Annotated in this window: 25 protein-coding genes; 15 read left to right on the plus strand and 10 right to left on the minus strand. The window is 71.9% G+C overall.

The window, feature by feature from the left end; all coding sequences use genetic code 11:
* Positions 1-5: 5 nt before the first annotated feature.
* The 8 genes from ACQEV1_RS04090 (at position 6) to ACQEV1_RS04125 (ending at position 12651) form a co-directional block, all read left to right on the plus strand.
* On the plus strand, positions 6-2153 hold the full coding sequence (locus ACQEV1_RS04090) for a right-handed parallel beta-helix repeat-containing protein (RefSeq protein WP_433391342.1): 2148 nt from the start codon (positions 6-8) through the stop codon (positions 2151-2153).
* 91 nt (positions 2154-2244) lie between these two features.
* A complete protein-coding gene (locus tag ACQEV1_RS04095; protein WP_433391345.1) occupies positions 2245-4266 on the plus strand; it encodes a fibronectin type III domain-containing protein in 2022 nt (673 codons plus the stop codon).
* 44 nt (positions 4267-4310) lie between these two features.
* Positions 4311-5291, plus strand: coding sequence for an AAA family ATPase (locus ACQEV1_RS04100; RefSeq protein ID WP_433391348.1), 981 nt, complete (start codon positions 4311-4313; stop codon positions 5289-5291).
* Between the two features lie 3 nt (positions 5292-5294).
* Positions 5295-6440 carry a DUF58 domain-containing protein gene (locus ACQEV1_RS04105; RefSeq protein ID WP_433391351.1) on the plus strand — a complete coding sequence of 382 codons (1146 nt, stop codon included), beginning with the start codon at positions 5295-5297 and terminating at the stop codon, positions 6438-6440.
* Complete coding sequence (locus ACQEV1_RS04110; RefSeq protein WP_433391354.1) at positions 6437-8530, plus strand: transglutaminase domain-containing protein; 2094 nt, start codon at positions 6437-6439, stop codon at positions 8528-8530. The genes ACQEV1_RS04105 and ACQEV1_RS04110 overlap by 4 nt, the downstream gene beginning before the upstream one ends.
* The gene (locus ACQEV1_RS04115) at positions 8527-10041 is read left to right on the plus strand and encodes a protein kinase domain-containing protein (protein ID WP_433391357.1); all 1515 of its coding nucleotides are present in this window, start codon (positions 8527-8529) and stop codon (positions 10039-10041) included. Before ACQEV1_RS04110 ends, ACQEV1_RS04115 begins: the two co-directional genes overlap by 4 nt.
* Before the next feature lie 62 nt (positions 10042-10103).
* Positions 10104-11828: a hypothetical protein gene (locus ACQEV1_RS04120; protein WP_433391360.1), complete on the plus strand. Its 1725-nt coding sequence runs from the start codon at positions 10104-10106 to the stop codon at positions 11826-11828.
* Between the two features lie 88 nt (positions 11829-11916).
* Positions 11917-12651, plus strand: coding sequence for a hypothetical protein (locus ACQEV1_RS04125; RefSeq protein ID WP_285633492.1), 735 nt, complete (start codon positions 11917-11919; stop codon positions 12649-12651).
* 7 nt (positions 12652-12658) lie between these two features.
* On the opposite strand, the gene ACQEV1_RS04130 is transcribed toward ACQEV1_RS04125, so the two are convergent.
* Complete coding sequence (locus ACQEV1_RS04130) at positions 12659-13549, minus strand: LysR family transcriptional regulator (protein ID WP_285633489.1); 891 nt, start codon at positions 13547-13549, stop codon at positions 12659-12661.
* Between the two features lie 90 nt (positions 13550-13639).
* Here ACQEV1_RS04130 and ACQEV1_RS04135 point away from each other — a divergent pair, with 90 nt between their 5' ends.
* Positions 13640-14854 carry an MFS transporter gene (locus ACQEV1_RS04135; RefSeq protein ID WP_433391365.1) on the plus strand — a complete coding sequence of 405 codons (1215 nt, stop codon included), beginning with the start codon at positions 13640-13642 and terminating at the stop codon, positions 14852-14854.
* Between the two features lie 17 nt (positions 14855-14871).
* On the opposite strand, the gene ACQEV1_RS04140 is transcribed toward ACQEV1_RS04135, so the two are convergent.
* The 7 genes from ACQEV1_RS04140 to ACQEV1_RS04170 all read right to left on the minus strand — a co-directional run bounded on the left by ACQEV1_RS04140 (position 14872) and on the right by ACQEV1_RS04170 (position 21229).
* Positions 14872-15066: a ferredoxin gene (locus ACQEV1_RS04140; RefSeq protein ID WP_285633483.1), complete on the minus strand. Its 195-nt coding sequence runs from the start codon at positions 15064-15066 to the stop codon at positions 14872-14874.
* Between the two features lie 13 nt (positions 15067-15079).
* Positions 15080-16276, minus strand: a complete 1197-nt coding sequence (locus ACQEV1_RS04145; protein WP_433391369.1) for a cytochrome P450 — start codon at positions 16274-16276, stop codon at positions 15080-15082.
* Positions 16277-16575: 299 nt separating this feature from the next.
* Positions 16576-17202: a TetR/AcrR family transcriptional regulator gene (locus tag ACQEV1_RS04150; RefSeq protein ID WP_285633477.1), complete on the minus strand. Its 627-nt coding sequence runs from the start codon at positions 17200-17202 to the stop codon at positions 16576-16578.
* Positions 17203-17248: 46 nt separating this feature from the next.
* Positions 17249-18379: an NADAR family protein gene (locus ACQEV1_RS04155; protein ID WP_433391371.1), complete on the minus strand. Its 1131-nt coding sequence runs from the start codon at positions 18377-18379 to the stop codon at positions 17249-17251.
* Between the two features lie 9 nt (positions 18380-18388).
* Positions 18389-19180 carry a citryl-CoA lyase gene (locus ACQEV1_RS04160; RefSeq protein ID WP_433391375.1) on the minus strand — a complete coding sequence of 264 codons (792 nt, stop codon included), beginning with the start codon at positions 19178-19180 and terminating at the stop codon, positions 18389-18391.
* Complete coding sequence (locus tag ACQEV1_RS04165) at positions 19177-20346, minus strand: CaiB/BaiF CoA transferase family protein (protein ID WP_433391378.1); 1170 nt, start codon at positions 20344-20346, stop codon at positions 19177-19179. The genes ACQEV1_RS04160 and ACQEV1_RS04165 overlap by 4 nt, the downstream gene beginning before the upstream one ends.
* Before the next feature lie 154 nt (positions 20347-20500).
* The gene (locus ACQEV1_RS04170; protein WP_433405843.1) at positions 20501-21229 is read right to left on the minus strand and encodes a phosphotransferase family protein; all 729 of its coding nucleotides are present in this window, start codon (positions 21227-21229) and stop codon (positions 20501-20503) included.
* On the opposite strand from ACQEV1_RS04170, the gene ACQEV1_RS04175 reads away from it, so the two are divergent.
* From ACQEV1_RS04175 to ACQEV1_RS04185, 3 genes are all read left to right on the plus strand, one after another.
* The gene (locus ACQEV1_RS04175) at positions 21173-21325 is read left to right on the plus strand and encodes a hypothetical protein (RefSeq protein WP_433406175.1); all 153 of its coding nucleotides are present in this window, start codon (positions 21173-21175) and stop codon (positions 21323-21325) included. The two genes, ACQEV1_RS04170 and ACQEV1_RS04175, sit on opposite strands and share 57 nt — an antisense overlap.
* Before the next feature lie 144 nt (positions 21326-21469).
* Complete coding sequence (locus ACQEV1_RS04180; protein WP_433391380.1) at positions 21470-21736, plus strand: hypothetical protein; 267 nt, start codon at positions 21470-21472, stop codon at positions 21734-21736.
* Positions 21737-21790: 54 nt separating this feature from the next.
* Positions 21791-22558 (plus strand): phosphotransferase, encoded by a 768-nt coding sequence (locus tag ACQEV1_RS04185; RefSeq protein ID WP_433391383.1) that lies wholly within the window; start codon positions 21791-21793, stop codon positions 22556-22558.
* Between the two features lie 181 nt (positions 22559-22739).
* Here ACQEV1_RS04185 and ACQEV1_RS04190 read toward each other — a convergent pair whose 3' ends face one another.
* Complete coding sequence (locus tag ACQEV1_RS04190; RefSeq protein WP_433391386.1) at positions 22740-23819, minus strand: protein kinase family protein; 1080 nt, start codon at positions 23817-23819, stop codon at positions 22740-22742.
* Positions 23820-23946: 127 nt separating this feature from the next.
* On the opposite strand from ACQEV1_RS04190, the gene ACQEV1_RS04195 reads away from it, so the two are divergent.
* Positions 23947-24579 (plus strand): NUDIX hydrolase, encoded by a 633-nt coding sequence (locus tag ACQEV1_RS04195; RefSeq protein WP_433391388.1) that lies wholly within the window; start codon positions 23947-23949, stop codon positions 24577-24579.
* Positions 24580-24600: 21 nt separating this feature from the next.
* On the opposite strand, the gene ACQEV1_RS04200 is transcribed toward ACQEV1_RS04195, so the two are convergent.
* Positions 24601-25437, minus strand: coding sequence for an IclR family transcriptional regulator domain-containing protein (locus ACQEV1_RS04200; protein ID WP_433391392.1), 837 nt, complete (start codon positions 25435-25437; stop codon positions 24601-24603).
* 200 nt (positions 25438-25637) lie between these two features.
* Between ACQEV1_RS04200 and ACQEV1_RS04205 the strand changes: the two genes are divergently transcribed.
* Both ACQEV1_RS04205 and ACQEV1_RS04210 read left to right on the plus strand, forming a co-directional pair.
* Entirely contained in the window at positions 25638-26498 is an 861-nt protein-coding gene (locus ACQEV1_RS04205) for an extradiol ring-cleavage dioxygenase (protein ID WP_433391395.1), read from the plus strand.
* Positions 26495-26857 (plus strand): hypothetical protein, encoded by a 363-nt coding sequence (locus ACQEV1_RS04210; protein ID WP_285574960.1) that lies wholly within the window; start codon positions 26495-26497, stop codon positions 26855-26857. The genes ACQEV1_RS04205 and ACQEV1_RS04210 overlap by 4 nt, the downstream gene beginning before the upstream one ends.
* Positions 26858-26926: the final 69 nt, after the last annotated feature.

Genomic DNA, 26926 nt, shown 5'->3' on the forward strand with positions numbered 1-26926 from the left:
CGGCCATGACCGCCGCGCAGTTCACCGAACCGGCACCCGGCCTCCGCACCCTGCGGGTCGAGCGCGGCAAGTGGGGCGGCTTCGCCTCGATCGGTGCGGCCCTGGAGGCGGCGGCGGACGACGACCGGGTCGTGGTGATGCCCGGCACCTATGTCGAGAACCTCACCGTGACCAAGAACGTCACGATCGAGGCGGCGAGCGAGGCCGCCGGTCCGGTGCTCGTCCAGTCGCACTATGGAGTCACACTGTCGGTCTCGGCGGCGTCGGCCACCGTCCGCGGGCTGTCCGTGCGCGGTGGCGACGCCGGTGAGCCGGCGGTGCGGATCGACGCGGGCACGATCGAGTCCTGTGAGATCACCGCCGAGCACGCGGGCGGAGTCGCCATGACCGGTGGCAGCCCGACGCTGCGGGACTGTGACGTGACCTCGGCCGGATTCGGGATCAGCGTCCGCGACGGCGCGCGGGGCCGCGTCGAGCGATGCCGCGTCACGGCCGGGCGCGGCGGGGTCCTGGTGACCGCGGCCGCCGACCCGGTCGTCACCGGCTGCGCCGTTACGGGGCCCGACGGCAACGGAATCTATGTCACCGGCGGAGGGCGCGGCAGTTTCGACGACTGTGTCGTCTCCGGAGCCGGCCAGCCCGCCGTGGCGGTCGACGGCGGCGCCGACCCGGTCATGCGCGGCCTGCGGATCTCCGGGTGCGACAGCCACGGCGTCTGGATCGATGAGGACGCGACCGGGCTGATCGAGAACTGCCAGGTGGACGACGTGCGCGGGCACGGTGTGTACGTCACGCGCGGCGCGGATCCGGTCATCCGCTCGGTCACCGTCGAACGCGGTCAGACGTCCGGAATCCAGATCGCCGGTGCGCGCGGGACGTTCGAGGACTGTCTCGTACGGGCCTGCGGCGGCAGTGGAATGGCGGTCGAGGGCGGCGATCCGGTGGTACGGCGGGTGATCGTCTCTGACGTGGCCGAGTACGGGATCACGGTGGAGGGCGGCGGGGGATCGTTCGACGAGTGCGTCGTCTCCCGTACGGGCCCGGGCCGGGCGGGGATCCGCATCGGACGGGGCGGCGCGCCGCACCTCAGCCGGTGCACGGTCTCGCACGTGCCGGGCGAGGGCATCCGTACCGAGGAGGGCGCCGCGGGCTCACTGGAGGACTGCCTGATCAACGAGACGGAGGCCGTTCCGGTCGGGATCGCCGGCGGTACGCACGGCGAGGGCCGCTACACGCTCGTTCTGGGCACCGCCGAAGGCGCCCTGACACGCGTCGATCGGCCGGCGGCCGACACGGAACCGCACTCCGGACGCGGCGGCGGCAAGACGGCGGATGGCACCGTCTCGCCCGCCGTGGACGATCTTGACGAGTTGCTCGCCGCGCTGGACGGCCTCGTCGGGCTGGCACGGGCCAAGCAGGAGGTCGGCGATCTGGTGAAGCTGACGCTCGTCGCGAAGCAGCGGGAGCGGGCCGGGCTGCCGCCTCCTCCGCTCAGCCGGCACCTGGTCTTCGCCGGCAGTCCCGGCACCGGCAAGACGACCGTGGCGCGCATGTACGGGAAGATCCTCGCCGCTCTCGGTGTGCTCGCCAAGGGGCATCTCGTCGAGGTCAGCCGGGTCGATCTGGTCGGGGAGTACGTCGGGCACACGGCGCCCAAGACGCAGGCGGCGTTCGACAAGGCGCGCGGTGGTGTGCTGTTCATCGACGAGGCGTACATGCTCTCCTCTGGCTCCGACGACTTCGGCCGAGAGGCGATCGGGACGCTCGTCAAGCTGATGGAGGACCACCGCGACGAGGTGATCGTCATCGTCGCCGGCTATCCGGACGAGATGGACCGGTTCCTGTCCGTCAACCCCGGTATGGCGTCGCGGTTCACCCGGACCATCACCTTCGAGGACTACTCCTCCGAGGAACTCGTCACGATCGTCGGCGAACAGGCCGGGAAGCTGCACTACGAGCTGGCCGAGGAGACCGAGTTCGCGCTGCTCGGCCACTTCGCGGCCATCCCGCGCGACCGGCACTTCGGCAACGGCCGTACGGCCCGCGTCGTGCTCGAGGAGATGATCCAGCGGCAGGCGCGGCGGCTCTCGGCCGTGGCCGAGCCGACGCGCGACGAACTGCTCGCCCTGCTGCCCGCCGACCTCGAGCCCTAGGTGCGCAAAGCGGGTCACCATAACGCGCACTTCGTCTCCTCAGAATGAGTCCCGGGGCGCGCGGCGCCCCGGGTTCTTCGAGGAGGAACGCGTGCTCGGCAGCCTGCAGAACCTCGCGCGGCGTACTGTCCGTGCCTTGCTGGCACGGCGGACGCCCGGCCGGACGATCGCGGGTGGGCTCGCGGCGACGCTGCTTCTCGCCGGGGTCGCGTTCGTGGCCGGCAAGGGGATCGCCTCGGCCGGCTTCTCGACGCACGCCGGCACCGCCTGGCTGGGCACCACGCCCCGGGGCTCGGTGACGCTCGTCGACGCGACGAGCGGGCGGCCGTCGGCGGAGATCGTGCTGCCCGGTACGGCCGGGCACCGGCTGCAGATCAGCCAGGACGGCGACACGATCCTCGTCTACGACCCGAGCACCGGCGTGCTCACCAAGATCGACTCCGGGCGGCTGACGGCGGGGCCTGCGCGGGCGACGGTGCCCGGGGTGCGGCTCGTCGCCGGGGCCAAGGCCGCGTACCTCGTGGACTACGGGGCGGGCACCGCGCAGCGCATCGACCTGGCGACGCTGGAGAACGTCGGGCCGGTGATCCGCGTCCCCGGCCACCTCGGCACCGCGGGCGTCGACGGCCAGGGCACGCTGTGGGTGCCGCGCTCCGACGACGGCATGGCCGTGCCGGTCACCTCCAACGGGCTCGGCACCCCCGTCGACGTCCAGGGGCGCGGCTCCAGCATGGCCGTGTCCATCGTCGGCGGGCGGCCGGTCGTCGTGGACGGCACCAAGGGCCGGGTCAGCGTGCTGACCGCCACGGGTGTCGCCTGGTCGGCGGCGCTTCCCGGGGCCGGCTCCGGCGCGGCGCTGCTCGCCCCCTCCGCTCAGGACAAGGGCCGGCTGCCGCTGGTCGACAAGGCCGGCGGCCGTCTCTTCGTCGTCGACACCGACGCCCACAAGGTGCGGGCCGTACGACTGGACACCGGCGGCGGGCACGACCTGGGCGCGCCCGCGATGAACGGCGAACGCGTCTACGTGCCGGACCAGACCACGGGTTCGGTGCTGGTCTACTCGACCTCCCGAAACACGTGGGAGCCGTCGTTCCCGGTCAGCGGCAAGGCGGGACCCATCGACACGCTGCCCCAGAACGACGCCGTCTACTTCAACGACACCGAGAGCTCCCACGCGGTCGTGGTCGGCGCCGACGGGACGCCGCGGCCGGTGCGGAAGTTCACGCCCGCGCAACCGGGCGCCAAGAAGTCCCCGAGCCCGGCCGGTCCGGTGCTGCCCGGCTCGACGCCGAGCGTTCCGGCGACCCGGCCCAGCGTCCCGGGCAGCGGCCCCTCCGGACCCGTCACCCGCCGTACGCCCGGTCCCGGTGTGCCCTCCCGGCCGTACGGAAAGAACACGTCACCGGGCATCCCGACCACCCCGAGCGACACGCCCACGGACGGCACGTCCACGCCGACGCCGCCGACCACCCCGACGCCGACACCCCCGACGACGCCCACCACGCAGCCCGCCACGCCGGCGCCCGAGCCGCCGGGCGCGCCGACCGGCGTCGACGCGGCACCGCAGCCCGGAGGCTCGATCCGGGTCTCCTGGACCCCGCCGTCCGGCGCGCCGAAGAACATCTCCTACACCGTCTCCTACACCGACGGCGGGGACTCCTCCGGCTCGGTGCAGACCACCAGCACCGTACTGACCGTCGACGCGACCCGGCTCGTCTTCCTGCGCACCTACACCTTCTCGGTGACCGCGCACACCGACGGCGGCGACTCGCCGGCGGCCACCGCCAAGGCGCGGTCCGGCGGCGACGGCAAGTCGTTCACCGTCGACGTGTCCAAGACCACCACCGACCCGGTCAACCCGTGCACCGACCTGCCGAACTGCCGGGCGACCATGCGCCAGGACCCCACGCACGACAGCGCGGCGACCGGCGAGGCCCCGCAGGGCTCCACGGTCGTCGGCTACTGCCACAAGGACGGGCAGTCGATCGGCGACGACGACGGGGTCCGGTCGACGCAGTGGGTCCTCATCGAGTCCGGCGGCAAGCGCGGCTACGTCAGCACGCTGTGGCTCGGCGGGGCGAACGCCTACCAGAGCGTCTGGCCGTGCCCGTGACCACCGAGTTCTTGAACCATGACGCCCCACAGGAGAGGGATCCGATGACTCTGACGACTCAGGCGCCGCCGCCACCGCTGCCGGTCGCCGAGTTCGCGCACCGTTTCACCGCCATCGGCGACAGCGTCGCCCAGGACATCAAGGGCAAACGCGAGGTCGTCAACACGGCCCTCATCTGCCTGCTCGCCGAGGGGCACCTGCTGGTCGAGGACGTCCCCGGCGTCGGCAAGACGTCGATCGCGCGCGCCCTCGCGGTGGCCCTCGGCGTGAACTGGGGGCGGATCCAGTTCACCCCCGACCTGCTGCCCTCCGACGTCACCGGAGTGTCGATCTTCAACCAGCGGACCCAGGAGTTCCAGTTCCGGCCGGGCCCGGTCTTCTCCTCGATCGTCCTCGCCGACGAGATCAACCGCGCGTCCCCGAAGACCCAGTCGGCGCTCCTGGAGGTCATGGAGGAGCGGCAGGTGACGGTGGACGGCGTCGCGTACCCGGTCCGCCGGCCCTTCATGGTCGTCGCCACCCAGAACCCGGTCGAGATGGACGGCACGTACGCGCTGCCGGAGGCCCAGATCGACCGGTTCACCATGCGGCTCACTGTCGGCTACCCCGACCACACCGCCGAGATGGAGGTGCTGAGGACCCAGGCGAACGGCCACCGCGCCCGGCCGGTCCACACGGTCACCGACGCCGCCGCGGTCGGCGAGATGATCGCCGCTGCGCAGCGGGCGCACGTCGGCGACCCGGTCTATGACTACCTCGTACGGCTCACCGCCGCGACGCGGACGGTGCCCGGCGTACGGCTCGGCGCCAGCCCGCGGGCCGGGATCGCGCTGCTGCGCGTGGCCCGCGCGCACGCCGCCGCGAGCGGGCGCGACTTCGTCACGCCGCACGACGTGAAGGCGCTGGCCGTGCAGGTGCTGGCCCACCGCGTGCTGCTGACGGCCGAGGCCCAGGTCGGCGGCAGGTCCGGCGAGGACGTGGTCCGCGCGGTGCTCGCCTCGACGCCGGTGCCGGACGGGAGGTAGACCGTGCCCACCCGTACCGGAGTCGCCCTCCTCGTCGCCGGCCTGTGCTGCCTCGCCGGGGGCTACCGCCTGGGCTATCCCGAACTCGACGTGCTCGGCTGCGCCGCGCTGCTGGCGGTCGTCCTGGCGGTGGCCGCGGTGGCGTGGCGGCCCTCGCTGGAGTTGTCCCGCGACGTGCAGCCGACGCGCGTGCCGCGCGGGGACCCCGCGGTGTGCGTGCTGACCGTGGGCAACACCGGCCGGCTGCCGATGCCCCGTACGGTCGTGCACGACCGGCTCGGGTCGCACCGGGTGCCGGTCGAGGTGCCGTTCCTGCGCCCCGGCGGCGAGACCACACTGACGTACCGGCTCGACACCACCCGCCGGGGCGTGTTCGAGGCCGGGCCGCTGCGCTGGGAGCGGCGCGACTGCCTCGGCCTCGCCTCGGCGGGAGGCGCGGCCGGCGAGGTACGAGGGCTGTACGTCCACCCCGCGACGCATCCGATGACCATCGTCCCGTCGGGACGGGCGCGCAACCCGGAGGGCCCGGCCGACACGGTCGTGGCCGGCGGCACGATCTTCCACCGGCTCCGCGAGTACGTCGCAGGCGATGACCTGCGGCGGATCCACTGGCGGTCCACCGCCCGCACCGGGACGCTCATGGTGCGGGAGAACCTCGACACGAGCCTGCCCGCCACCACGGTCCTCCTCGACACCGCCTACGCGGGCTACGACGGCGACGCCTGCTTCGAGGAGGCCGTCGAGGTGGCCGCGTCGGCGCTGGCCGCGGCCGTACGCCTGGGCTTCCCGGCCCGCTGCGTGGCCGGCGAGTCGGCGGTCGAGGCGAAGGGCGACGCGGGGGAGGCGCTGGACTTCCTGGCCGGGCTGTCGCTCGGCGCGGGGCCGGGGGTGAGCGGGCTCGCGCACGCCCTGCCGCACCGGCGTACGGGGGCCGCGCTCATCGCGGTGACCGGACGGACGAGCGACGCCGACCTCGCGGCGCTGCGGCAGGTCGCCCCGCGGTTCGACGGTACGGCGCTGATCGTGCTGTCCGCCGAGGGTGCGGCCACCCCCGCGGCGATGGCGGACGGCGCCGTCCGGGTCATCGCCGCGGGCCGGGCGGCGGAGGCCTGCGCCCGCTGGAACGACCTGGCGGGGGGCCGGCCGTGACCGTACCGTCGCGCGTCCTCACGGCGGCGCTCGCCGGGGTGGCGGGCCTGGCGTTCGTGCCGCTGTGCACGGCGCGGGTGCTGCTCGTCGTGCCGTTCGCCGCCGTGCTCGCCACGGCCACCGTCGCCGTCCGGCGCGGATCGCTGCCGGTCGCGGTGGCGGGCTGGCTCGCGGCCGGGCTGCCGCTGTCACTGGCGCTCGGCACCGGAGGCGCCGGCCTGCCGGAGGTGGTGCGCGGAGGTCTGGTGGACGGGTTCCGGATGGCGCTCACCCAGGCGCTGCCGCTGCCCGCGACGCCGGCCGTGCTGTTCTGGGTGTTCACCCTGGTCTGGTGGGCGGCGTACTGGGCGGCGCGCGCCGCCGACCCGCGCGTCACCCCGCTGCTCGCGCTCCTGCCGCCAGGGCTCGTGCTGCTGACCGGCATCGGGTTCGGCGTCTCCCAGCCGGGACGCGGGCTGCCGGTCGCCGCACTGTTCGCCGGGCTCGCCGTCGTCCTGCTGGCGGTCCGGAGCGGCCTCGGCCTCCGGCGGATCCTCGTCGCGGCCGTCACGTGCGCGGCCGTCGTCCTCGGCGCCCTCACCACCGCCGCCTGGCTCCCGTACGAGGGGAAGCGGCCGGTCTTCGACCCACGCGCGCTCGTCCACCCGCCCGAACGGCTCGAACGCCAGCTGAACCCCCTCGCGTACGCCTCGCTGTGGGCGGCCGAACCGCCCCGTCGCCTGCTGACGCTGACCACCGCCGCGCCGGTGAACCAGCGGCTCGCCGTGTTCGACCACTACGACGGCCTCGACTGGTCCTCCGGCGCGTCGTACGTCCCGGTCGGCTCGCGCCTGCCCGCCGGCGGACGGCCCGGCCGGTCCGTACGGGAGAGCGTGGCCGTCGACGACCTGCCGCTCGCCTGGCTGCCCTCGCCCGACCGGCCCACGGAGGTGAGCGGCACGCTCGTCCGGGTCGATCGGACGACGGGCGTGCTGACCACGGCCGGCGGGAACGCCGCCACCGGGCTGCGCTACCGCGTGACCGCGACCGTGCCCGGCCTGACCGCGCGGGAGGCGGCCGACGCGACCCCGGCGTACGGCCCGTCGTACGCCGACACCCTTGACGTGCCCGCGAACGTGCCCCCGTCGATCGTGGCCGACGCGGACCGGCTGACGCAGGACGCCGCGAGCCCGTACCAGCGGCTGCTCACGCTCCAGGACCGGCTGCGAACCCAGGACCGGTACGACGTGCGCGCCGCGCCCGGCCGCACCGTCGGGCACCTGCACTTCTTCTACGACAAGAGTCATCGGGGCACGGCCGACCAGTTCGCCACGGTGTTCGCGTTGATGGCCCGGCACCTCGGCTTCCCGACGCGGATCGCGGTCGGCTTCACGCCGGGCCACCCGGTCGGCGGCGGACGGTACGAGGTGACAACGGCCGATGTGGTGGTCTGGCCCGAGGTGGCCCTGCGTGGGCTCGGCTGGGTGCCGTTCTATCCCGTGCCGCGCGCCGGCGACGGCGGCGGCACCATCGGCCGGTCCGTGGGCGAGCCACCCGAGCGTGCCGCGCTGGACCAGGCCGTCGCCGCCCGGGGGACCGGCGCGACGCCTCATCCATCCGCCGCCGCGCGGCCCTCGCCGCCGCCGTCCGGCGGGGCGGTGTACCGGTGGTGGCCCGTCGCCGCCCTGCCGCTCCTGCTGCTCGCCGGCTACCTCCTGCCGGGACCGGTCACGCGCGCGCTGACCCGGCGGCGACGCCGGTCCGGCACGCCGTACGAGCAGGTGGTCGGCGCGTGGCAGGAGACCGTCGACGCGCTCGCCCGGCTGCCCGGAACCGGCGACCTGACCACGTCGACCGCCGAAGAGGTCACCGAACACACGCGAGGCCGACTCGGCGACGCCGCCGGCACGCACATGGAGAGCCTCGCCCGCCACCTGTCGGCCTCGGTGTTCTCCGGCCGCCCGGCCGGCGAGGCCGACGCGGCCGCCGCATGGCTGATCGCCACGCGAATGCGGACGCTGGTCGACGGGCGGATCACCCGCGCCCAGCGACTCCGCGAGCTCGTGCGCCCGCCGTGGGCGCGCCGCACTGCGCCGAAGGGAACGAAATGAAGCTCAGGCGGTCGAGAACGGCCGAGATCCAGGTCCCCGACGGCTACATCGGCCTGACGCGTGTACCGGCCGCCGACCCGGTGGTCGCCTTTCACGCTGTGCAGGAGGGTGTCGGACGCCCGGTACTGCTGTTCGTAGCGCCCCATGTGGGGGACTTCGAGGGGTTCCGCCGGACGCTGGCGCACCTGCCGCAGGGCTTGGGCATCGCGACGGTGTACGACGCGGGCCGCACGCGCGCCGGCCATCCGTATGTCGTCACCGCGGCGCCGGGCGGGTCGCTGGGCGACCGGCTTTCCGGAGGGCCGCTGTCACCGGCCGCCGCCGTGGCGCTCACGGTGAGGCTCGCCGAGGCACTGAGCACGGCGCACGCCATGGGGATCGTGCACGGCGACATCCGGCCGGAGTACGTCTGGCTCGCCGACGAGACCGCCCCCGCGCTCACCGGCTTCGGGCTGTGGTCCCCGGCCGCGCCGCCGCTGTCCTGGGCGCCGGTCACCTGCGTCCACCTCGCACCCGAGGTGCTGGAGGGTGCAGAGCCGGGAGCCGCGGCGGATGTGTACGCCCTCACGTCGGTACTGGCCACGGCGCTCAACGGCGAGCCCCCGCACCTCCCGGCGGCCTGGGCCGGCCACGCGACGCTCATCCAGCGCAAGCTCGAGCCGTCGCCCACGGCCGGCACCCGTCCAGACGTCCCGGAGGCTCTGCTCGCCGTTGTCCGCCGCGGCCTGGCGGCGAACCCGGCCACCCGGTACGCCTCGGCGACGGAACTCGCCACCGCCCTGCACGCCGCCAAGACCACCGATCCGGTCGATTCGGCCCGCAGGGAGGCGACGGCGACGTTCGCACCGCCGGACTCCGTCGTCCCCCTGCGGGGCGCCGAGACGGCCGAGACCGTCGAGACCGTCCGCCCGGAGGAGACTGCGGCGCCCACTCCCGACGACGCCGCCGACTCCGGCGGGCCGCTCGTCGGGATGGTGGCCGATCTGGAAGTCGGGGCGAACGGCTCCAGCGGGCGGCGGCGGATGCTGGTCGTGGTGGCCGCCGCGTTGGTCATCGTCGCCGTCACAGGCGTTGCCGGAGTGTGGGGGAAGAGCCGGTCGCCGCAGGCCGCGGCGCGGCGGCCCGGCCCGACACCCTCGGCTTCCGCATTCCCCTCGCACCCGGCGCCCACCGCCACCCGGCAGGCGCCCGTGCTCAGCAAGCTCGAACTCACCCGCTACCAGCCTGCCAAGCTCAAGGCCGTGCCCGCGCCGCAGCAGGCCGTGCTCACCTGGACTCTGCCACCGGACGCCCGGCGTGACGGGGCCGGCATCATCATCCGCCGTCAGCCCGCCGATGACACGCCCGTCGTCGCGCTGTCTCGGGCCGACGGCCGGCTGCCGGAGACGTACGTCGCGGTGCCGCTCAGTGCCGGCCGGCAGTACTGCTTCCTGGTCGGCGTGCTCCTGCGCCGGGCCGACGGAGGGACGGCGCTCGCGCAGTCCGGGCCGGTCTGCGCGATGCCCCGCTGACCCGCACGGCGGGACGCGGTGCTGGGCCATAGTTGAACGCGGATGACGGCAGGAGGCGGTCGGTGACCACGGGCGGAGCGGCCGGCGCGGACGCGGCGCGGGATGACTTGGCGCTGAGCCGGCTGATGCCCCGGGTGGCCAAGGCGTTCCCGCTCCGCATGCTGCTGAGCTTCAAGCTCGTCACCCGCCTGTTCGAGGCGATGGTCGCGCTCCAGACCGGTCACGGCTGGCCGCTCGCGCTCGCGGCTCTGGGCTGCGGCGTGCTCGACTGCGTGCTCGCGCCTTTGCTCAGCGGCCCCGGCCGGCGGATCGTGCCTCGCGTGGCGCTCGACACGCTCGACGTGACGCTGTGGTCGCTCGCGCTGCCCGGATCCGGCGACGTGGTCGTCATCGCGGCCAGCCCGGCGATCACCGAGGCGGGGCTCTGGTACGGCGCCCGCGGTCTGGTCCCTCCGGTTCTCGTCGGCGGCGCGGCCACCGCGGCCCAGGCCGCCGGCGGGCACTTCACGCTGCTGACGCTCCTGTGGCCGGGTTTCGCGGCCCTCGGCGGACGGCTCATCCGGAGCTACCTGCTGGCGCGCTGGCGGGAAGAGGCGCGGCTCATGCGGCACCACATCGAGGCCGCGGTCAGCCAGGCCGAGCTCGCCGGGCAGAACAGCGTCGCGATGGGCGCCGACTCCGTGGTCGACCTCCTCGTGCGGACGGCGCCGCTCATCGCGCGGTACGAGCCCGCGCCGGTTCCGGGGCCGTTCTCGGGCTGGAAGGCGGCCCTGGCCGAGGCCTGCGGGCGCCAGTCGACCTACCTCGGCGTCGCGCTGCTGCGCTGGCAGAGCGCCTACAACTCGCGCAGCCCCGACCTGTCCACGGACGTCGAACTGCGGATCACCCCCGGGGCGGGCACCCTCCTGCTGTCCCCGGCCCAGGCCCGCCGCCTGGAGGCGGATCTGGACGCGATGGGACCGCGCGGCACGGTGACGGTCGACGCCCCGCACCTGGGGCCGCCCGGCCAGCGGCAGGAGGTCCTCGTGGACGGGCGTACGGTCGTCGTCCCGGCCGACCCGCGGCCGGGCACCTGGCCCGTCACCGCCGCGCCGATCGCGTTCATCGGCGGCGCGATGATCGTGCTCTGCCAGTCGGTGCCGGCCTGGGAGGCGGTACCGCTCTGGCTCACCGGACCGCTGGCGCTGGCGAACATGGCCGCGGCCTGGTGGGCGCACCGCAACGCCGGTCGCGACCGGCGCGACCTGGCGCGACGGGTGATCCCGGTGGCGCTGCTGCTGGGCGCGCTGCAGAGCGTGGTGACCTCGCTCGCGATGCGGGTGGGCAGCGGCCGGCTGCCCTTCGAGTTCTTCCTGCACTGGGTGGTGCCGCTCGTCTACGTGCACGCCCGTGACCTGCGCCGGAGCCGGCTGCCGCTCGTCGCGCTGGGCCTCGCCGCGGCCGTCGGCGCCGGTGCGCTGGCGATGCCGCCGTTCCCGGCCGCGGGCGCGGTGATCGGGCTGTGCTGGTTCGCCCCGCCGCTGCTCACCATCATGGGCGTCCGCGACATCCTCGACCAGGACGTCGCGGACATGCACGCGCAGCGCCTCCGAATTCACGACGAGGCGGTCCGTGCCGGGTTCCGCCGGGGCCGGCTGCTGGTGGTCGAGTTGACCACCGAAGCGGTCGATCAGCTGAAGGATCGCTATCGCGCTCTCGGAAACGCGGTACCGCGTCAAATGGGCGAGGAGATCGAACGCCGCCTGGAAGAGGCGGGGACCATGCTGGCCACGGCCGCGGCCGAATGAGTGGTCATTCCTTTCTGTAATGCAATGGTTTATCCGGCGGAAATCCGTAATCATGGGGACGGAGATTCCATGCGTGGGGAGGACGGGCATGCCGCGGCCTGTCGATGCGTGCGTCCGCGTGGTCGTCGTCGACGACGACGCCGTCAACCGCCACGGGATGGCCGCCCTGCTGTCCGCCTCGGACCGCATCACGCTGGCCGGGGCGTACGACCACGATGAGGCGCTGACCGTCGACGACGTGTGGAGCGAGGCCGACGTGGCGATCGTGGACGCCGCCGACCACCGCCGTACCACCGACCAGTTCCCCGGCGTGGCCGTCGTCGAGCACATCCGCCGGCACGCCCAGCGGCTCACCGTGATCGTGGTGACCGGCCACTTCTTCGACGACGCCGTACGCCGCCGCATGCGCGAGGCACGCGCCGACTTCTTCTACCACCGGGCCGACATGGCCGACGCGGAGGCGCTGTACGACGCGGTGCTGCGCCCGGAGTCGGCGCGCCGCCGGGTACCCGAGCCGCGCGACCCCGAGGGCCAGTTCCGGCACGGCGTCAGCGAGCACACGCGCGTCAACCAGGCGGTCGGCTACGCGCTGGAGAACGCCCTGGAGGAGCGGCTGGCCGAGCACGCGGAGCCGCGCAGCCGTCGCTGGCTGCGGCTGCGCGGCGACTTCAACCGCGTCGCCCGGCTGACCCCGGTCACCAGCGACGGCCGCCGCCCCGACCGCCCGCAGGACGAGCCCTCCCTGCCGCAGATCACCCGCTTCATCGCCTGGGCGATGAAGGTGAAGCACCCGACCGCCGACAACGACGAGACACCCGCCTAGAGGCTGGTCAGGCCGATTCCGCCGCCTCCGAACACGCGCGCACGAAGTCGCGCACGACCGGATCGGTGCTGTCGCGTTCCCACACGACGGCCAGTTCGCTCGGCTCGGCGTCCTCGACCAGCCGGTAGTGGACTCCGGGGCGCCGGTAGACGCGCGCGCTCGACTCGGCGATCATTCCCACGGCCCGGCTCGACTGGACGTTCTGGAAGAAGTCCTCGGAGTTGCCGACCTCGGCGGCGATGCGCTGCCGGCCGCCGAACCGGTCGGCCGCCAGCCAGAACTCGCGCAGGGGCCCGGAGGCGGCGGGCAGTGCGACGAACGCCTCGTCCTTCAGATCGGCCAGGCGCACGGTGTCGCGGTCGAGCAGCCGGTGCCCGTCGGGCAGCGCCACGCACCGCGGTTCCCGCCTCAGCACCTCCACGTCGAGCCGCTCCCGGCCGGGCACGGGCAACCGTAAGAGGGCCGCCCTGATCTCACCGTCCAGCACGCCCCGCGCCGGGTCGGCCCAGTCGACGACCCGCATCCGCACACTCCAGCCGGGACGCGATCGCCGGAATCCCGCCTCGATCCGGTTCGTCAGGGCCGGCTCGATGCTGGAGTGGTATCCCACCTGGAGTACCCGGGTCGCCTCGGCCGTCACGGCGCGCAGGTCCCGCGTCCAACCGTCGAAGTCGGTCAGCATCCGCGTCGCCACGGGCAGCAGGGAACGTCCGGCGTCGGTCAGTTCGACGCCGTGGCTGCTCCGGACGAACAGTGGCGCCCCCAGGGTGCCCTCCAGCCGCCTGATCGACTTTGACACCGCGGGCTGGGCCATGAGCAGACGTTCGGCGGCCCGGGTGAAATGCAGTTCCTCGGCCACGGCGACGAAGCAGCGCAGAGCCTGCAGTGAGATATCCACCTGTTGATAATGCCATTACGGCATAAGCGCAGTTATTGGCATCGGAGTACCGCGCCGGTCGAGGGTGGAAGCGCAGTGGAAAGGAGAAGCATGAGCACCCTGGCTCCCACCCCCATCGTCCGCCGGCCGCGGCCTGCGGATCGCGGGCCGTGGCGCGGCATGGGAGCGGTCGTCGCCGCGGCCGTCGCCGCCATGACACCCGTGTTCGGCGTGGCCGCGCTCGCCGCCCCGATCGAGCGCGGTACGGAGATCTCCGGGACCGCCGTCGGGCTGGCGCTGAGTGGATTCTTCGCGGTCACCGCGCTCGGATCCGGCGTCGCCCGCCGCGTCGCGGCGCGCCTGCCGCTCCCGGCGGTGCTCTTGGTGATCGATCTGCTGGCCGCCGCCGCACTGCTGCTGGCGGCCGTGGCGAACGGCCCGGCCGGGCTCATCGGCGCGCTGCTGATCGGCGGCGCGGCCAACACGCTGCCCCAGCCGGCGGCCGGGCGATACGTCGCCGCGCGTGTGCCGGGACACCGGCTGTCATTCGCCACCGGCCTGGTGGGGGCGGCGCTCGGCGCGGCCCCGCTGCTGCCCGGCCTGCTCGCCGGACTGGTCGCCGGGCCCTACGGCTGGCGGACCGCGCTCGTGACGGCGGCCGCCTTCCCCGTCCTCGCGCTCTGCGTCGCTCCGCTCGGCCGGACCGGCCCGGCTCGTCAGGAGGAGGAATCCGCCACCGGCAAGGACGACGAGACCGCTCCGCAGGCAGCGGGTCGCCGGGTGCTCCTGCTGTGGACGCTGGCGGCCGGACTCGCCACCGTGGGTTCCAACTCGGCCGCCTCCTACTTCATCCAGATCGGCACCCACTCCGGCCTGTCGACGGCCACCGCGGGACTGATGCAGTCGCTCGCCGGCGTCCTCGCCATCGCCGTGCGGTTGACCGCGGGCGGCGTCGCCGACCGGGAGCCCCGGCACAACCCGGCCGTGGTCGCGGCGATGATGCTCAGCGGCGCCCTGGGCCTGGCGCTCACCGCGTTCGGCACGCCCGTGGCGTTCATCGTCGGCGCCGTCCTGGCCGTGGCCGGCGGCTGGGGCTGGACGGGCCTGCTGCTCGCCTCCGTGATGCGCCTGCTGGACGGGCAGGGCGCCCGCGCGGGCGCGTGGGTGCAGGCCGGCCTGTTCACGGGTGCGGCGATCACCCCGTTCGCCTTCGGCGCGGTCGCGGGCGCCGTCGGCATCCCGGCCGCCGTCCTGCTGGCCGCCGTCACGGCGCTGGCCGGAACCTGCACGATGGCCGCCGGCATCCTGCTCCGGCCCAGCGCCTGAGACGCCGTACGAGGTGGTCAGTCCTCGACGCTGATCGCCAGGCCGGGGCAGACCTGAGCGGCCTCGCTCACGTCGTCGTCCAGGTCCGACGGCGGGTTCGCGTCGCGGAGTACGACGATGCCGTCCTCGTCGCGCTGGTCGAACACGGCGGCGGCGAGCATGACGCACTGGCCCGATCCGATGCACTTTTCCTGATCGACGCTGACCTTCATGCCGAATCCCTCCTCACCAGGAGACGGGCAGCTCGTGGACGCCGTACACGAGCATGTCGTGTTTGAACCGGATCTCCTCCAGCGGCACCGCGAGCCGCAGCGTCGGGACGCGGCGGTAGAGCGTGCTGTAGACCACCTGCAGTTCGACCCGCGCGAGCGGCTGGCCGAGGCACTGGTGGACGCCGTACCCGAAGGCCACGTGGTGGCGCGCCTCCCGGTGGAGGTCCAGTACGTCCGGGTCGGGGAAGGCCTTCTCGTCGCGGTTGCCTGCGTCGGTCGCCACGATGACGCCCTCACCGGCCCGGATCAGCCGCCCGCCGACCTCGACGTCCTCGGTGGCCACGCGGCGCCGGCCGCTGTGCACGATGTTGAGGTAGCGCAGCAGTTCCTCGACCGCGCTCTTGATCAGCACGGGATCGCCCTCGCGCAGCTCGGCGAGCTGGTCGGGGTGCTGGAGCAGGGTCAGCGTGCCGAGCGCGATCATGTTCGCGGTGGTCTCGTGGCCGGCGACGAGCAGCAGCATGCCCATGTCGGCGAGCTCGGAGCGCGTCATCGTCTCGGCCTGTTCGACGACCAGCCGGCTGAGCAGGTCGTCGGCGGGCTCGCCGGCCTTGCGGTCGAGCAGGCGGATCAGGTACTCCTTCAGCTCGTCGCCGGCGGTGACCGCCTCTTCGGGCGTGGATCGGCTGCTGACCATGGCGCGGCTGCATCGCTGGAAGAAGTCGTGGTCGGCGTACGGGACGCCGAGCAGCTCGCAGATCACCAGCGAGGGCACGGGCAGCGCGAAGGCCGAGACCAGGTCCACCGGCGGCGTTCCGGCCAGCATCGTGTCGATGAGGTCGTCCACGATCCCCTGGATCCGCGGGCGCAGAGCCTCCACACGCTTGATCATGAAGGTGCTGGTCAGCATCCGGCGGTACCTGCCGTGTTCGGGCTCGTCCATCGAGATGAACGTCCGCGACCGGCGGCGTCTCGCCCGTGAGCCCGCGGTGACGTGGGGGTATCCGGGTCTCCGCACGTCGGCGCTGAACCGGCGGTCCCGCAGGACCGCGCGCTGGTCGTCGTAACCGGTGATCAGCCAGGGGTGGCTGCCGTCCCAGAGCCGCACTCTGGTGACGGGGTCCTCGGCGCGGATCCGGCCGAGTTCGGGCGGTGGGTCGAAGGGGCAGTCGCGCTTCATCGGGTAGGCGGGCACACGGGTGTCCGGCATCGAGGCCTCCTACACGGACAGTTGCCGAACGATTGTTCGGCGATTGCCTCAGCATATGCCGTACGGCAGTGCCTGAGGAGAGTGCTGAAATGAGTTCTAAATCACGTTTCGCCTGCTAAAGAGCGGTTTGTCCTGCAGGTTTCCGAACTCGGCCCGGCGCGGTGGCCGCACCGGCATCGGCCGCGAAGCCGGCGGCGGTGACCAACTTCGTCGGAGCGCACACCAGCTACCAGGTCCTGGCCTACAAGGCCTCTACCTGCGGTTCGAACGTCTAACGGCCGTCCGGCAGGGCGGGGTTCCTACTCGACGACGAGGGAGATGAGCTCGTCGACGAACTGCAGGATGCGGTCGGCGTCCTCGTCGGCCCGGCCCGAGTGGAACAGCGCGACGCGGCCGTGGGTCCCGACGAACACCATCACGGCCGCGCGGTCGCTCGGCAGGCGCAGCCGCGCACCCGCCCGCTCGCAGCGTTCGAACGCGGCGGCGACCGACTCCACCACCGGCACCAGCGGGCCGCGCGGCCGGCCGTCCGGCTCGCGTGCGACGCGGCGGTTGCCCAGCATCAGCCGGTAGTGGCCTGGATTGGCGATCGCGAACCGGCAGTAGGCGTGCATCTGGGCCCGGACCCGGCCGACCACGTCGTCGGTGTCGGCGCTCTCGTCGGCCTCCCGCATGACGGCCGAGAGGCGCTCGTAGTCGTACTCGACGACCCCGCGGACGAGCGCGGCCTTGTCGGCGAAGTGCTGGTAGATGCTCGCCGGGGCGATGCCGGCCGCCCGCGCGACGCCGCGGATCGTCAGCGCCTCGGCGCCGCCCAGCTCCGACAGCAGCCGTACGGCCGCGTCGAGGATCTCCGTACGCAGCCGGTCGCCCTGCCCCCAGGGGTTTCGGACCCGCTGTGTCGTGAGATCCGTCTCGTCCGGCATCAACCCATCATCCCGCGCCGGCCCCACATCGCCACCTACCGGGGGCTCAGCGCAGCGCCAGTCCGGCCCGCTCGGCGACGAGCTCGCCGCGGACCAGTTCCAGCAGCCGCCCGACCCAGTTACGGCCTCGCTCCCCGCGCGCGTGCCAGTAGACCGAACCCGGGTCGGAATAGTGGATGGGCGCGTCACCGGTGGCGATCAGGATGTCGGCGAGATCGTGGTGCTGGGCGAACTTGGCTCGCAGCAGCGCGGACATGACCCCGAGCCGCATGCCGGACCATTCCGGACGACGCACGGCCTTCTCAGCGATCTTTCGGGCCTCGTACGGCCGCTCCGCGGTGCGGATGCGCTCGGCCGCGTCAGGATCACCGGTGGACAACGACCAGTAGGCGTGCGTGACCGTCGGATGGCGGACGCCACCGAACTCGATCTCGGCCGGGTACTCGTTCCGCAGGACCAGTACGCCCGGATCATCCGGCCAGCCCTTCGGGTAGACGACCGCCTCCAGGTTCACCGGTCCCGCCGAGGGCCCGGGCGGGTCGTCGGGCTCCCGCCGATCGGCGTACTCGGCGCGGCTGCGATCCTGCTCGGCGAAGTAGTCGAAGGCCCACCGGCGCATGTCCTCGGTGACGACGCCGAACCGGTCCGGGGATTCAGGCGCGCCGACCGCCTCGTCGCCCACCGGGGTGCACAGGACGCGCAGCGGCCAGTCCTTGGCGTCCATGTCGCCCAGGGCATAGCGCCGGTCCATCGCCGGAATGGCCAGGTACGCGGTGGCGAGCGCTCGCCTGTCCTCGTCGGAACGGCCGGCCAGGTACCGATCCAGAACCCGCAGGCAGCGGTCGGTGGAGTCCGGACGACCGTTCAGCCGATCGATCTCGTCGGCGACCTGGACGACGAAGTCGTCCGGATCGATCCAGACACGCGGCTCGTCGAAGACCCACGAGGCCAGGTCGTGCGCCGACGCTCGCGCTCCCGGCGGAATCTCGGTGGCGATCCAGCCCTGGGCCAGCTTGGTGCGCAATCCGTCGAGGTCGACCCACTCCCAGCACCAGATCGCCCCGTCCGCGTAGATCAGCAGATCGGTCAGGTGGTAGGTCCAGTTGTGGATGAAGACATGCCGCCAGGTTCCTTCGATCCGTTCGCCGTCCACGATCCGGAACGTCCTGTTCTGCACGAGCGCAGCCTAATCGGGGTCCACGTACGTCGCATTGCGGTCGACCGTCAGGTAGACGTCGTTCGCCATCGGGCGGCGCAGTTCCTCGGCGATGTGCCCGAGCAGGCCGGCGCATCGGGCGAGGAGCACGGTGCCGCGGAGCAGTTCGAGTGGCAGGCCGAGGTCGGCGAGGGCCGCGCCGCTCACCCCGGCACCGTTGAGCGGCAGCGTACGGCCGAGGATGCGCGGATGGACGCGGCCGACGGCCTCGAACAGCGCCAGGTGCGGCCCGTACAGGTCCTCCTCGTGGGCGATGCGGATGATGACCGGCGTGCGCGGGTCACCTTCTTTGTGCACCGGGTGGCCCAGGCCGGGGACCAGCAGGCCGGCGGCCTTGCGTGCGGCGATCGCGCGTTCGGCCAGCGCGTCCCAGCCCGCCTCGTCGGAAGGGTGCTCGCCGGCTTCGGCGAGCACGCCGGCGAGGAAGCGGCCGGTGTCCTCGGTGACGCCGAGGAACCGCGAGCCGCCGCCGAGCAGGCCCGCGGCGAGCGCGCCCTGGATCGCGTCCGGCGCGCTGAGGTAGGTCAGCCGCGCGGCGATCGCGGTCGGGGTGAACCCGTGGTCGGCGAGGCCGAGCAGCACGGCCTCGAACAGCCGCGACTGCCGCGGGGTCGGCCGTTCGAGGGTGAGCAGCCAGTACGCGAGCTCACCGAAGCTCACCTTGCCCATCAGGTCCCGCGCGAGATCCTGCCCGAGCAGCGTGATGGTCGTGGGGTCGGACGTGCCGAGCGAGGTGGGGAACTCGGGTACGGGTCGCGTCACTTGCGGGGTCCTTCCGTACGGTGTGGGGCGGGCAGGCCGAGCCAGGCGCGTACCTCGTCGCCGTGGGCGTCCAGGGCGGGCGGCGCGAGGTCGTAGCGCGTGGGCGTGGCCGACAGGCGCACCGGGTTGCGTACGCTCGGCACACCCTCGGGCGAGACGACCGGCTCCAGGCCCAGCTCGCGGGCCAGCTCGACCCCGCCGCGCACGTCGTTGATCGGCCCGCAGGGGACACCCGCCTCGGTGAGCACGTCGAACCACTCCCGCGCCGACCGGGTGGCGAGGCGGTCGAGGAGCAGGGGCCGCAGCTCCTCGCGGTTCTCGTTGCGGCGCCCCACGGTCGTGAAGCGCTCGTCGCCGGCCAGCTCGGGCGCGCCGAGCGCGGCGCAGAGGCGGCGGAACTGCCCGTCGTTGCCGGCGGCCACGATCAGCTCCCCGTCGCCGGTGGTGAGCGGTTCGTACGGGAACAGGCTCAGGTGCGCGTTGCCCATCCGGTGGGGGACCACGCCGCCCGCGATGTACGCCGACACCTGGTTGACCATGGTGCTGAGCGCGGTGGACAGCAGGTTGGTCTCGACGCGCTGGCCCTCACCGGTGAGGTCGCGGTGGTGCAGTGCGGCGAGGATGCCGATCGCCGAGTGCAGGCCGGTCATGATGTCGAAGACGGAGATGCCGGAGCGGTACGGCGGGCCGGCGGGGTCTCCGGTCAGGCTCATCAGCCCGGACATGGCCTGGACGAGCAGGTCGTACCCGGGCAGCGACGCGCCCTCCGCCGAGCCGAAGCCGCTGATCTCGCAGTAGATGACGTCGGCGTTGCGCGCGGCCACGGCGTCGTAGTCGAGCCCGAACTTCGCCAGGCCTCCGGGCTTGAAGTTGTGGATGAACACGTCCGCTCGCGCGGACAGGGCGTGCGCGACCTCGGCGTCTCCCGCGTCGGCGAGGTCGAGCACGATGGACCGCTTGTTGCGGTTGACCGCCAGGAAGTAGGTGCCCACACCGTCGCGTACGGGCGGCACCCAGTGCCGGGTGTCGTCGCCGGCCGGGCCCTCCACCTTGATCACGTCGGCGCCCAGGTCGGCGAGCAGCATCGTGCAGTACGGGCCCGCGAGCACCCGGGAGAAGTCGGCCACCACGATGCCCGACAGCGGGCCGGAGGTTGCTGGTGACATGAGGCGCTCCAACCGCGATACGGACAGCTGTCCGTAACTCTCGTCGCGCCGAGCACCATCTGTCAACGGGATGCTCCGATGGTTCGTCAAGCGGTGGAGGGTGGATCTTCCGAGACCGGGCTCGTACGACCCGCGGCCCCCACCCCCACTCCGACTAGTGACCGAGTGCCGCCCGGATCTGGTCGAGCCACTGTTCGCCCAGCCGGCGTCCGTTCGGCAGTTGGTCGTCTCGATCCCAGCGCCACGTTGTGGCTATCGCCAGGGTGAGGATCCGGCACTGGCGAAGCAGGTCCGGATCGGCCGCCGGATAGTGCTCGCCGACCTGCTCGGGCGCATGGGCGATGTCGAACTCGACCGGACCGCGGCAGCATGTCTCCAGATCGATGAACAGCTGTCCGCTCCTCGTCCTGAGCACATTGCCGGGATGCGGCTCACCATGCAGCAACTGCTCATCGGCACCGCGGTCGCCGATCGCACGGCTCAGGCGCGTCAGCGCGTCGCCGAGCAGTCCGCGCTCCGCCTCACCGAGCTCCGGGGTGCGGGCGCGGTCGCCGACCAGCGACCGCGCCTGCGCGACGCGATCAGTGAAGTGCGGCGCGGAGACGTCGACCTGCCGCATGCCGGCATGCAGCCGCACGAGCGCCCGCGCGTACTCGGCAGGCGTGAGCTCGGGTGAAGGCACCGGCTCGTAGTACCTCCACAGCGTGACCACGAAGCCGTCACGCACGTACACGCGGGGCTCGACACGAGGCTCGAGCGCGGCCACCGGACCGTCCGTTCCGGCGAGCCGCCGAGCGACCTCGACTTCGAACTCGGCGGCGGCCCGGTGCGCGACATACGCGATCCGCGCGAGAACGTCACAGGGCCGCAGGCGTACGGCGATCCGGTTCGAGTCGTGAAGAACGACCGCGTCATCGACCCCCAGGCCGAGCGCGGCGGCCGTGGCAACGGCAGCGGCCACCCCTCGCGGGACATCTGATGCCTTCAACGCGCCGACGGCCCTCCTCTGTGCGCGGCCGTCCACAGCGAAGCGACCGAGACGATGATGACTGGTTCCCCGCTGTTCCACGTTGTGACCGACCGGGAGGAGACCGCAAGTGCGGCGAAGGTAATCTCGGAACTCATGGCAGACGAGGACGTGCTGCAGGACGCACCGCACCGCAGGGTGGTACGTCTGGGAGACACCGTCCGCAGGCCCACCCACCCGTGGACACCGGCCGTCCATGCGTTGCTCGGGCATCTGGAGCAGGTCGGTTTCCCTTACTCGCCACGGCTGCTGGGGACCGACGAGGAGGGTCGCGAGGTCCTCACCTACCTGGATGGAGAGTCCGGTCCGGAGGGCTGGGTCAAGGTGGCCGGTTGGAGTTGTTCGCCGCTACCTATGGCCTGACCTGCACCACAGGGCTGATCGATGCGGTCATCGACTGCCGGAGGAGTGATCGTCGTGGACTCGGCTGAACGACTCGATGGCGGGAACATCGGCGGTGCTATTCGGATCGGCGATACCGTCCGCCGCGCCGCCGGACCATGGACGGCCGCAGTGCACGCGCTGCTCACTCATCTGGCGACCAAGCAGTTCACCGCCGCCCCACGCCCACTCGGCTTCGACGAGCAGGGCCGGGAGATCCTCACCTTCCTCGAAGGCCGAACCGTCGGAAGTAACAAACCCTGGCCAGGGTGGGTCCACGCCGACGACACACTCGACCAAGTGGCGCGCTGGATGCACGCCTACCACCACGCAGTCGCCGACTTCCTCCCGCCACCTGACGCTGTCTGGAAAGGCGGAAACCGCTGGTCGCCAGGCCTGATCATCGGTCACAACGACGCAGCCCCCTACAACGCCGCCTGGCACAACGGCCGACTGGCCGGATTCTTCGACTGGGACCTCGCCGGGCCCGTCAGACCCGAATGGGACCTGGCCTTCACCGTCTTCAGTTGGGTGCCACTGCACGCCCGGCATGTCGCCGCCGCCGAAGGGTTCACAGATTTTGACGCCCGTCCCCGTCGGCTTCAGCGATTCCTTGACACCTACGGCTGGTCGGGCACTGCAACAGACTTCCTCGAAGCGGTGCGGGAACGCGTCAAGGCCCACGCCGACGGGATCCGAGAACTGGCCGCCGCCGGAGACCCCGTGTTCCAGCGACTTCTTCAACAAGGCATCGCCGACGATCTCGACCAAGCGCTCGCCGAACTCGTCACCTTCCCGAGATAACGCCAACCATCACCCCAGCCAGCCCTGGAACGTGTCAGACTGACCGCACCCGCTGGGGGCCGGGAGGTTGTGTTGGTGAGTTTGGGCACCACCGTGATGGTGACGGTGGGAGCATGACGGCGATCTGCCACAAGTCGTCGAAAGGACGAACGTGGTTCGTCCCCCCACACAGGAGCGCACGCTAGCGGGCGCCCGTCACTGACATGCACAGGGCCAGCTCGAGCTCGGCGGTCGGATACGCCGTTTTCTTGCTCTCCGTCAGCAGACGGCGGTGGAACTCATCCAGGACTACGGCAATCTGGCAGTGCCGGTCAATGACCATGGTGATCTCGGGCGGGATCCGGTCGGGCTTTCGGCCTGCGATCCACTCGCGCAAGAACGCCGCATGTTCGGTATTGCCAACTACGCCGTTCGGCAGATGGTGCCGGAGCAGATGGCCGGCGGTGAAGCAGCGGTCGTAGGCGTGATGGTCTGCGAGGAACTCGGCTTCGGCGGCCGACAGTTCGAAACCGGAGCTGAGGGCGAGTCCGAAGTCTGCGAAGTAGAGCAGGCGGCCGTCGGTCAAGATGTTGTGGAAGTGGGCGTCGAAGTGGACGAGCCCGCGAGAACTCATGAAGGTGGTCCCCCGGAGCAGGGCCTCATCCACCCATGGGTAGGGCGACTCGCTTCGACCGCTCGTCGCCTCATCTCGCTCGTCTTCCAGCCACTCTGCCAGCGTCTGCGGCACGTGTTCCAGGAAGAGCACCAGGCTGGACGATGACCGGCCGACGGCCTCCAGCCGCTCGCGCACGGCGGGCGAACCTTCCCAGTACGCGACCGCCCCGTCAACGCCTCCGAACTGCTCAGCAAATCCCTCTGGAGGCGAGTCGGGCAGAACCCTCCAGTGGTACATGAGCGGAAAGCCCTCGTATTCGCGCGTGAGGACCCAGTTGGTGGTCATGACATGCACGGCAAGCTCACGCCAGGCTCCGAAACCGGCCGAGCCCACTCCATAGTGGTAGAACGTCGGCAGGCCAAACAGGTTCGCAGTCGACCTCGTGTTCTCCGGCCGCAACTCGACATCCGTTAACGGGACACGCTTTACGAAGACCCGAACCCCAGCGACGTCCAGTTCTCCTGACCGGCCACCGATGCCGGACCCGAGCGGAGTTGCCGCCACCACGGCCTGCTTGAGCTGACGATCACCCATCAGGGACAGACGCGTTGAGACGGCCCCATATGCGGCCAAGCGCGCGGCGTGCTGCGCATCACGGCTATGCATCGGTACTCCTCGATGAGTGCAATCCCAAACTCAGGTGTCGTGATCTCGCGAACGTGACTGAGATAGTGCCACCTGAACTGAGACGGGGAGACCTACCAGCCGGGGACGCTCGAACGCAGGCGCAGTGGTGCCCAAACTCACCAACATCTTCCGTCTAGATGATCACCAACTGGTCCCCGAACCCGTCAACAAGTGGAGCCCGTTCCGACTGTCATGGCCAATCGCTCAATCAGGGAGTACCGATCACATGGCCGGGATACTGGCCACCATGACGTCGAACTCACGTGAGGTCATGGCACCGGATTTCGCCCGTATCAAGATCCGCGTCGGCGCGCTCGTCTTCTGTGGCAACGACGTGGCCTTGATACGGCGGGACCGGCCAGGGTCGACTCACTTCACTCCGCCCGGCGGCAATGTCGAGCACGGCGAAGACCTGCTGACCGCGTTGCGGCGTGAGCTGGCCGAGGAACTCGGCCTCGCCCACTCCCAGGCCGACGCGCCGGAGTTGCTGTGGGTGATCGACCAGATGGTCTCCCGCCCCGGGGCTACTCCGCCGCCGCGAAAGCTGCACCTCATCTACCGACTCCACATCACCCCCGATGTCCGCGAGGCACTGGCCACCGAGGAATACGACGAGGTTCCCGGCGGGCATGAGATCGGCCTCGTCGACTGGATCGACTACCGCACGACCGCCGAGCTGCCGATCTTCCCCCCATCGGGCCGGCACTGGCCGCGCTTCCCGACCCACTCGCCGCGGTGACCGATGCGGCTCTGCCCGCCGTCACTGACGACAACTACGTATGGGTGTGACCGGGTCGGCGCTCACCTCGGTGTGCGGGCGGGACTGCCAGAGGGCCCACTCGGCGGAGACGTCGCCCGCCGTTCGCAGCAGCCGGGGGAGGTGCTCGCCGACCAGTACGTCCACGCTCGTCTCGGCCGCGTGTACGGTCACGTTCATCGCGGCGCGGACCTGGCCCGTGCCGTCGCGGACCGGCGCCGCGACCGACCGGATGCCCGGTGCGAGTTCCTCATCCGCCAGCGCCCAGCCCCGTGCGCGTACGGTGAGCAGCTCCTCCTCCAGCTCGGCCGGGTCACGCGGCAGGAACGGTGGCAGGCCCGCGCGGCTCGGGCGGCTCAGCGTCTCGTGGAGCGTGTCCGGGGGCAGAGCGGCGAGCAGCACCTTGCCCTGGGAGGTGCGGGCGGCCGGGAAGCGGGTGCCGATCTCGACCCGCAAGGTGATGATCTTCGGCACCGAGACGCGGGCGACGTAGACGATGTCGGGCCCGTCGAGCTGCGACATCGACGACGACTCGCCGGTCTGGGCGACCAGGCCCTCCAGGTGCGGGCGGGCGATGTCCCACAGCCCGAGCGCGCCAACGTACGACATGCCCAGGCGCAGCACCTGCGGCGTCAGGGTGAACGCGCCGTCGTCCGCCCGGACGTAGCCGAGCTCGCGCAGCGTCAGCAGCAGCCGGCGCGCGGTCGGGCGGGCCAGTCCGGTCGCGGCGGCGACCTCCGTCAGCGTCATGCGCGGACGCCGCTCGCCGAAGCACGACAGGATGTCGAGCCCGCGGGCGAGCGCCTCGACGAAGTCGGGATCGGAGCCGCGTCCGGCCATGATCTCCCCCCTGGTCGACCGGCGTCACCGGACGGTGACACCGTGAGCATGGTCGCACAGCGGCCGAGGAGCCGTGAACCCGCCGGCCGTCCGGCGCACGGGCCCCTTGACACCACTCGGCTCCCGCGCCATCTTTCCCCTAACGCCGCTCATCGGACGAGTGTCCGGTAGGCGGTTGTTAACGAGGAAGGACCGTCACGATGGCGAATCTCGTCGCGATTCTGGCCACGACGCACCATCCGTTCTACTACCGGACCAGCCGGCTTCCCGCCGAGGAGGCGCCGCCCTTCGCCGCCGCGTGGGTCCGGAAGGTCGAGGCCTACCGCGAGACGCTGACGCGAGCCCGCCCCGACGTGCTGGTCATGGTCGGCTCGGACCACTTCCACCAGCTCTGGCTGGACAACATGCCGCAGTTCCTGGTCGGCAAGGCCCCGGTCTACGACGCGAACTACTACAACGAGGAGCGGGAGTTCGGCCTGCCGAAGTTGCTCCTCAAGGGGCATGAGGAGCTGTCGGCGTACATCCTGCGCGAGGGCATCGACCGGGACTTCGACCTGGCGTTCAGCAACGAACTGCGCGTCGACCACTCCATCACGTGCCCGATCTTCACCGTACGGCCGCAGAACGACCTGCCGATCGTGCCGATCTACACCAACATCTTCGCCCCGCCCCTGCCGCGCCCGGAGCGGTTCGTGCGGCTCGGCCGGACGATCCGCGAGCTGGTCGACGCGTGGCCGAGCGACCTGCGCGTCGCGGTGATCGGCACCGGGCACCTGTCGCTCGAACTGGGCGGCCCGCGCCAGTTCGGCGCCCACGGGCCCGACCCGGAGTTCGACGCGAAGGCGGTCGAGTGGATCGCGAACGGCGACCTCGAGGGGTGCCTTTCGGAGGTCACCCTCGACAGCCTGCACGCCCCGGGCAACGCCACCCACGGCTTCATGGACTTCATGCTGATGATGGGCCTCGCCGACGGCCGCAAGGCCGACTACGCCGACAACCTGGACCTCTTCCACACCATGGAGGCCTACTTCACCTGGTATCCGAACGGAGTGGGAGCATGAGCAAGTACCTGGTGAACAAGTTTCTTTACACGATCGACCGTGACCCCGAGCTCGTCGAGCGGTACCGCGAGGATCCCGAGGGCACCGTCGCGTGGTGGGAGGCCGAGAAGGCGGGGGAGATCCTCAACCTGCCGAGCGGCGAGCGCACCACCTGGCTGTCCTTCACGGACGAGGAGCGCCAGGCACTCAGGACGCACGACCACGTCGCGCTGTTCGCGATGGGCGCGCACAACTTCCTCACCCTGACGCTGTGGATCGCCATGTTCGAGCGCGACTTCACCGAGCCGCTGGGGATGCAGCTCGACTACGCCGCCAAGCTGTCCCACTTCGCCCTGCCGTACCCGGACATCTCCACCTGAGCAGGTGACGCCATGACCGAGCGGAGCGAGGGAATCGAAGGCGCGCCCCAGTGGTCACTCCAGCCGACG

Origin of the sequence: Actinoallomurus sp. CA-142502 (genome assembly GCF_050936355.1) — a bacterium.
In the GTDB taxonomy this organism is placed as follows: Bacteria; Actinomycetota; Actinomycetes; order Streptosporangiales; family Streptosporangiaceae; genus Actinoallomurus; species Actinoallomurus iriomotensis.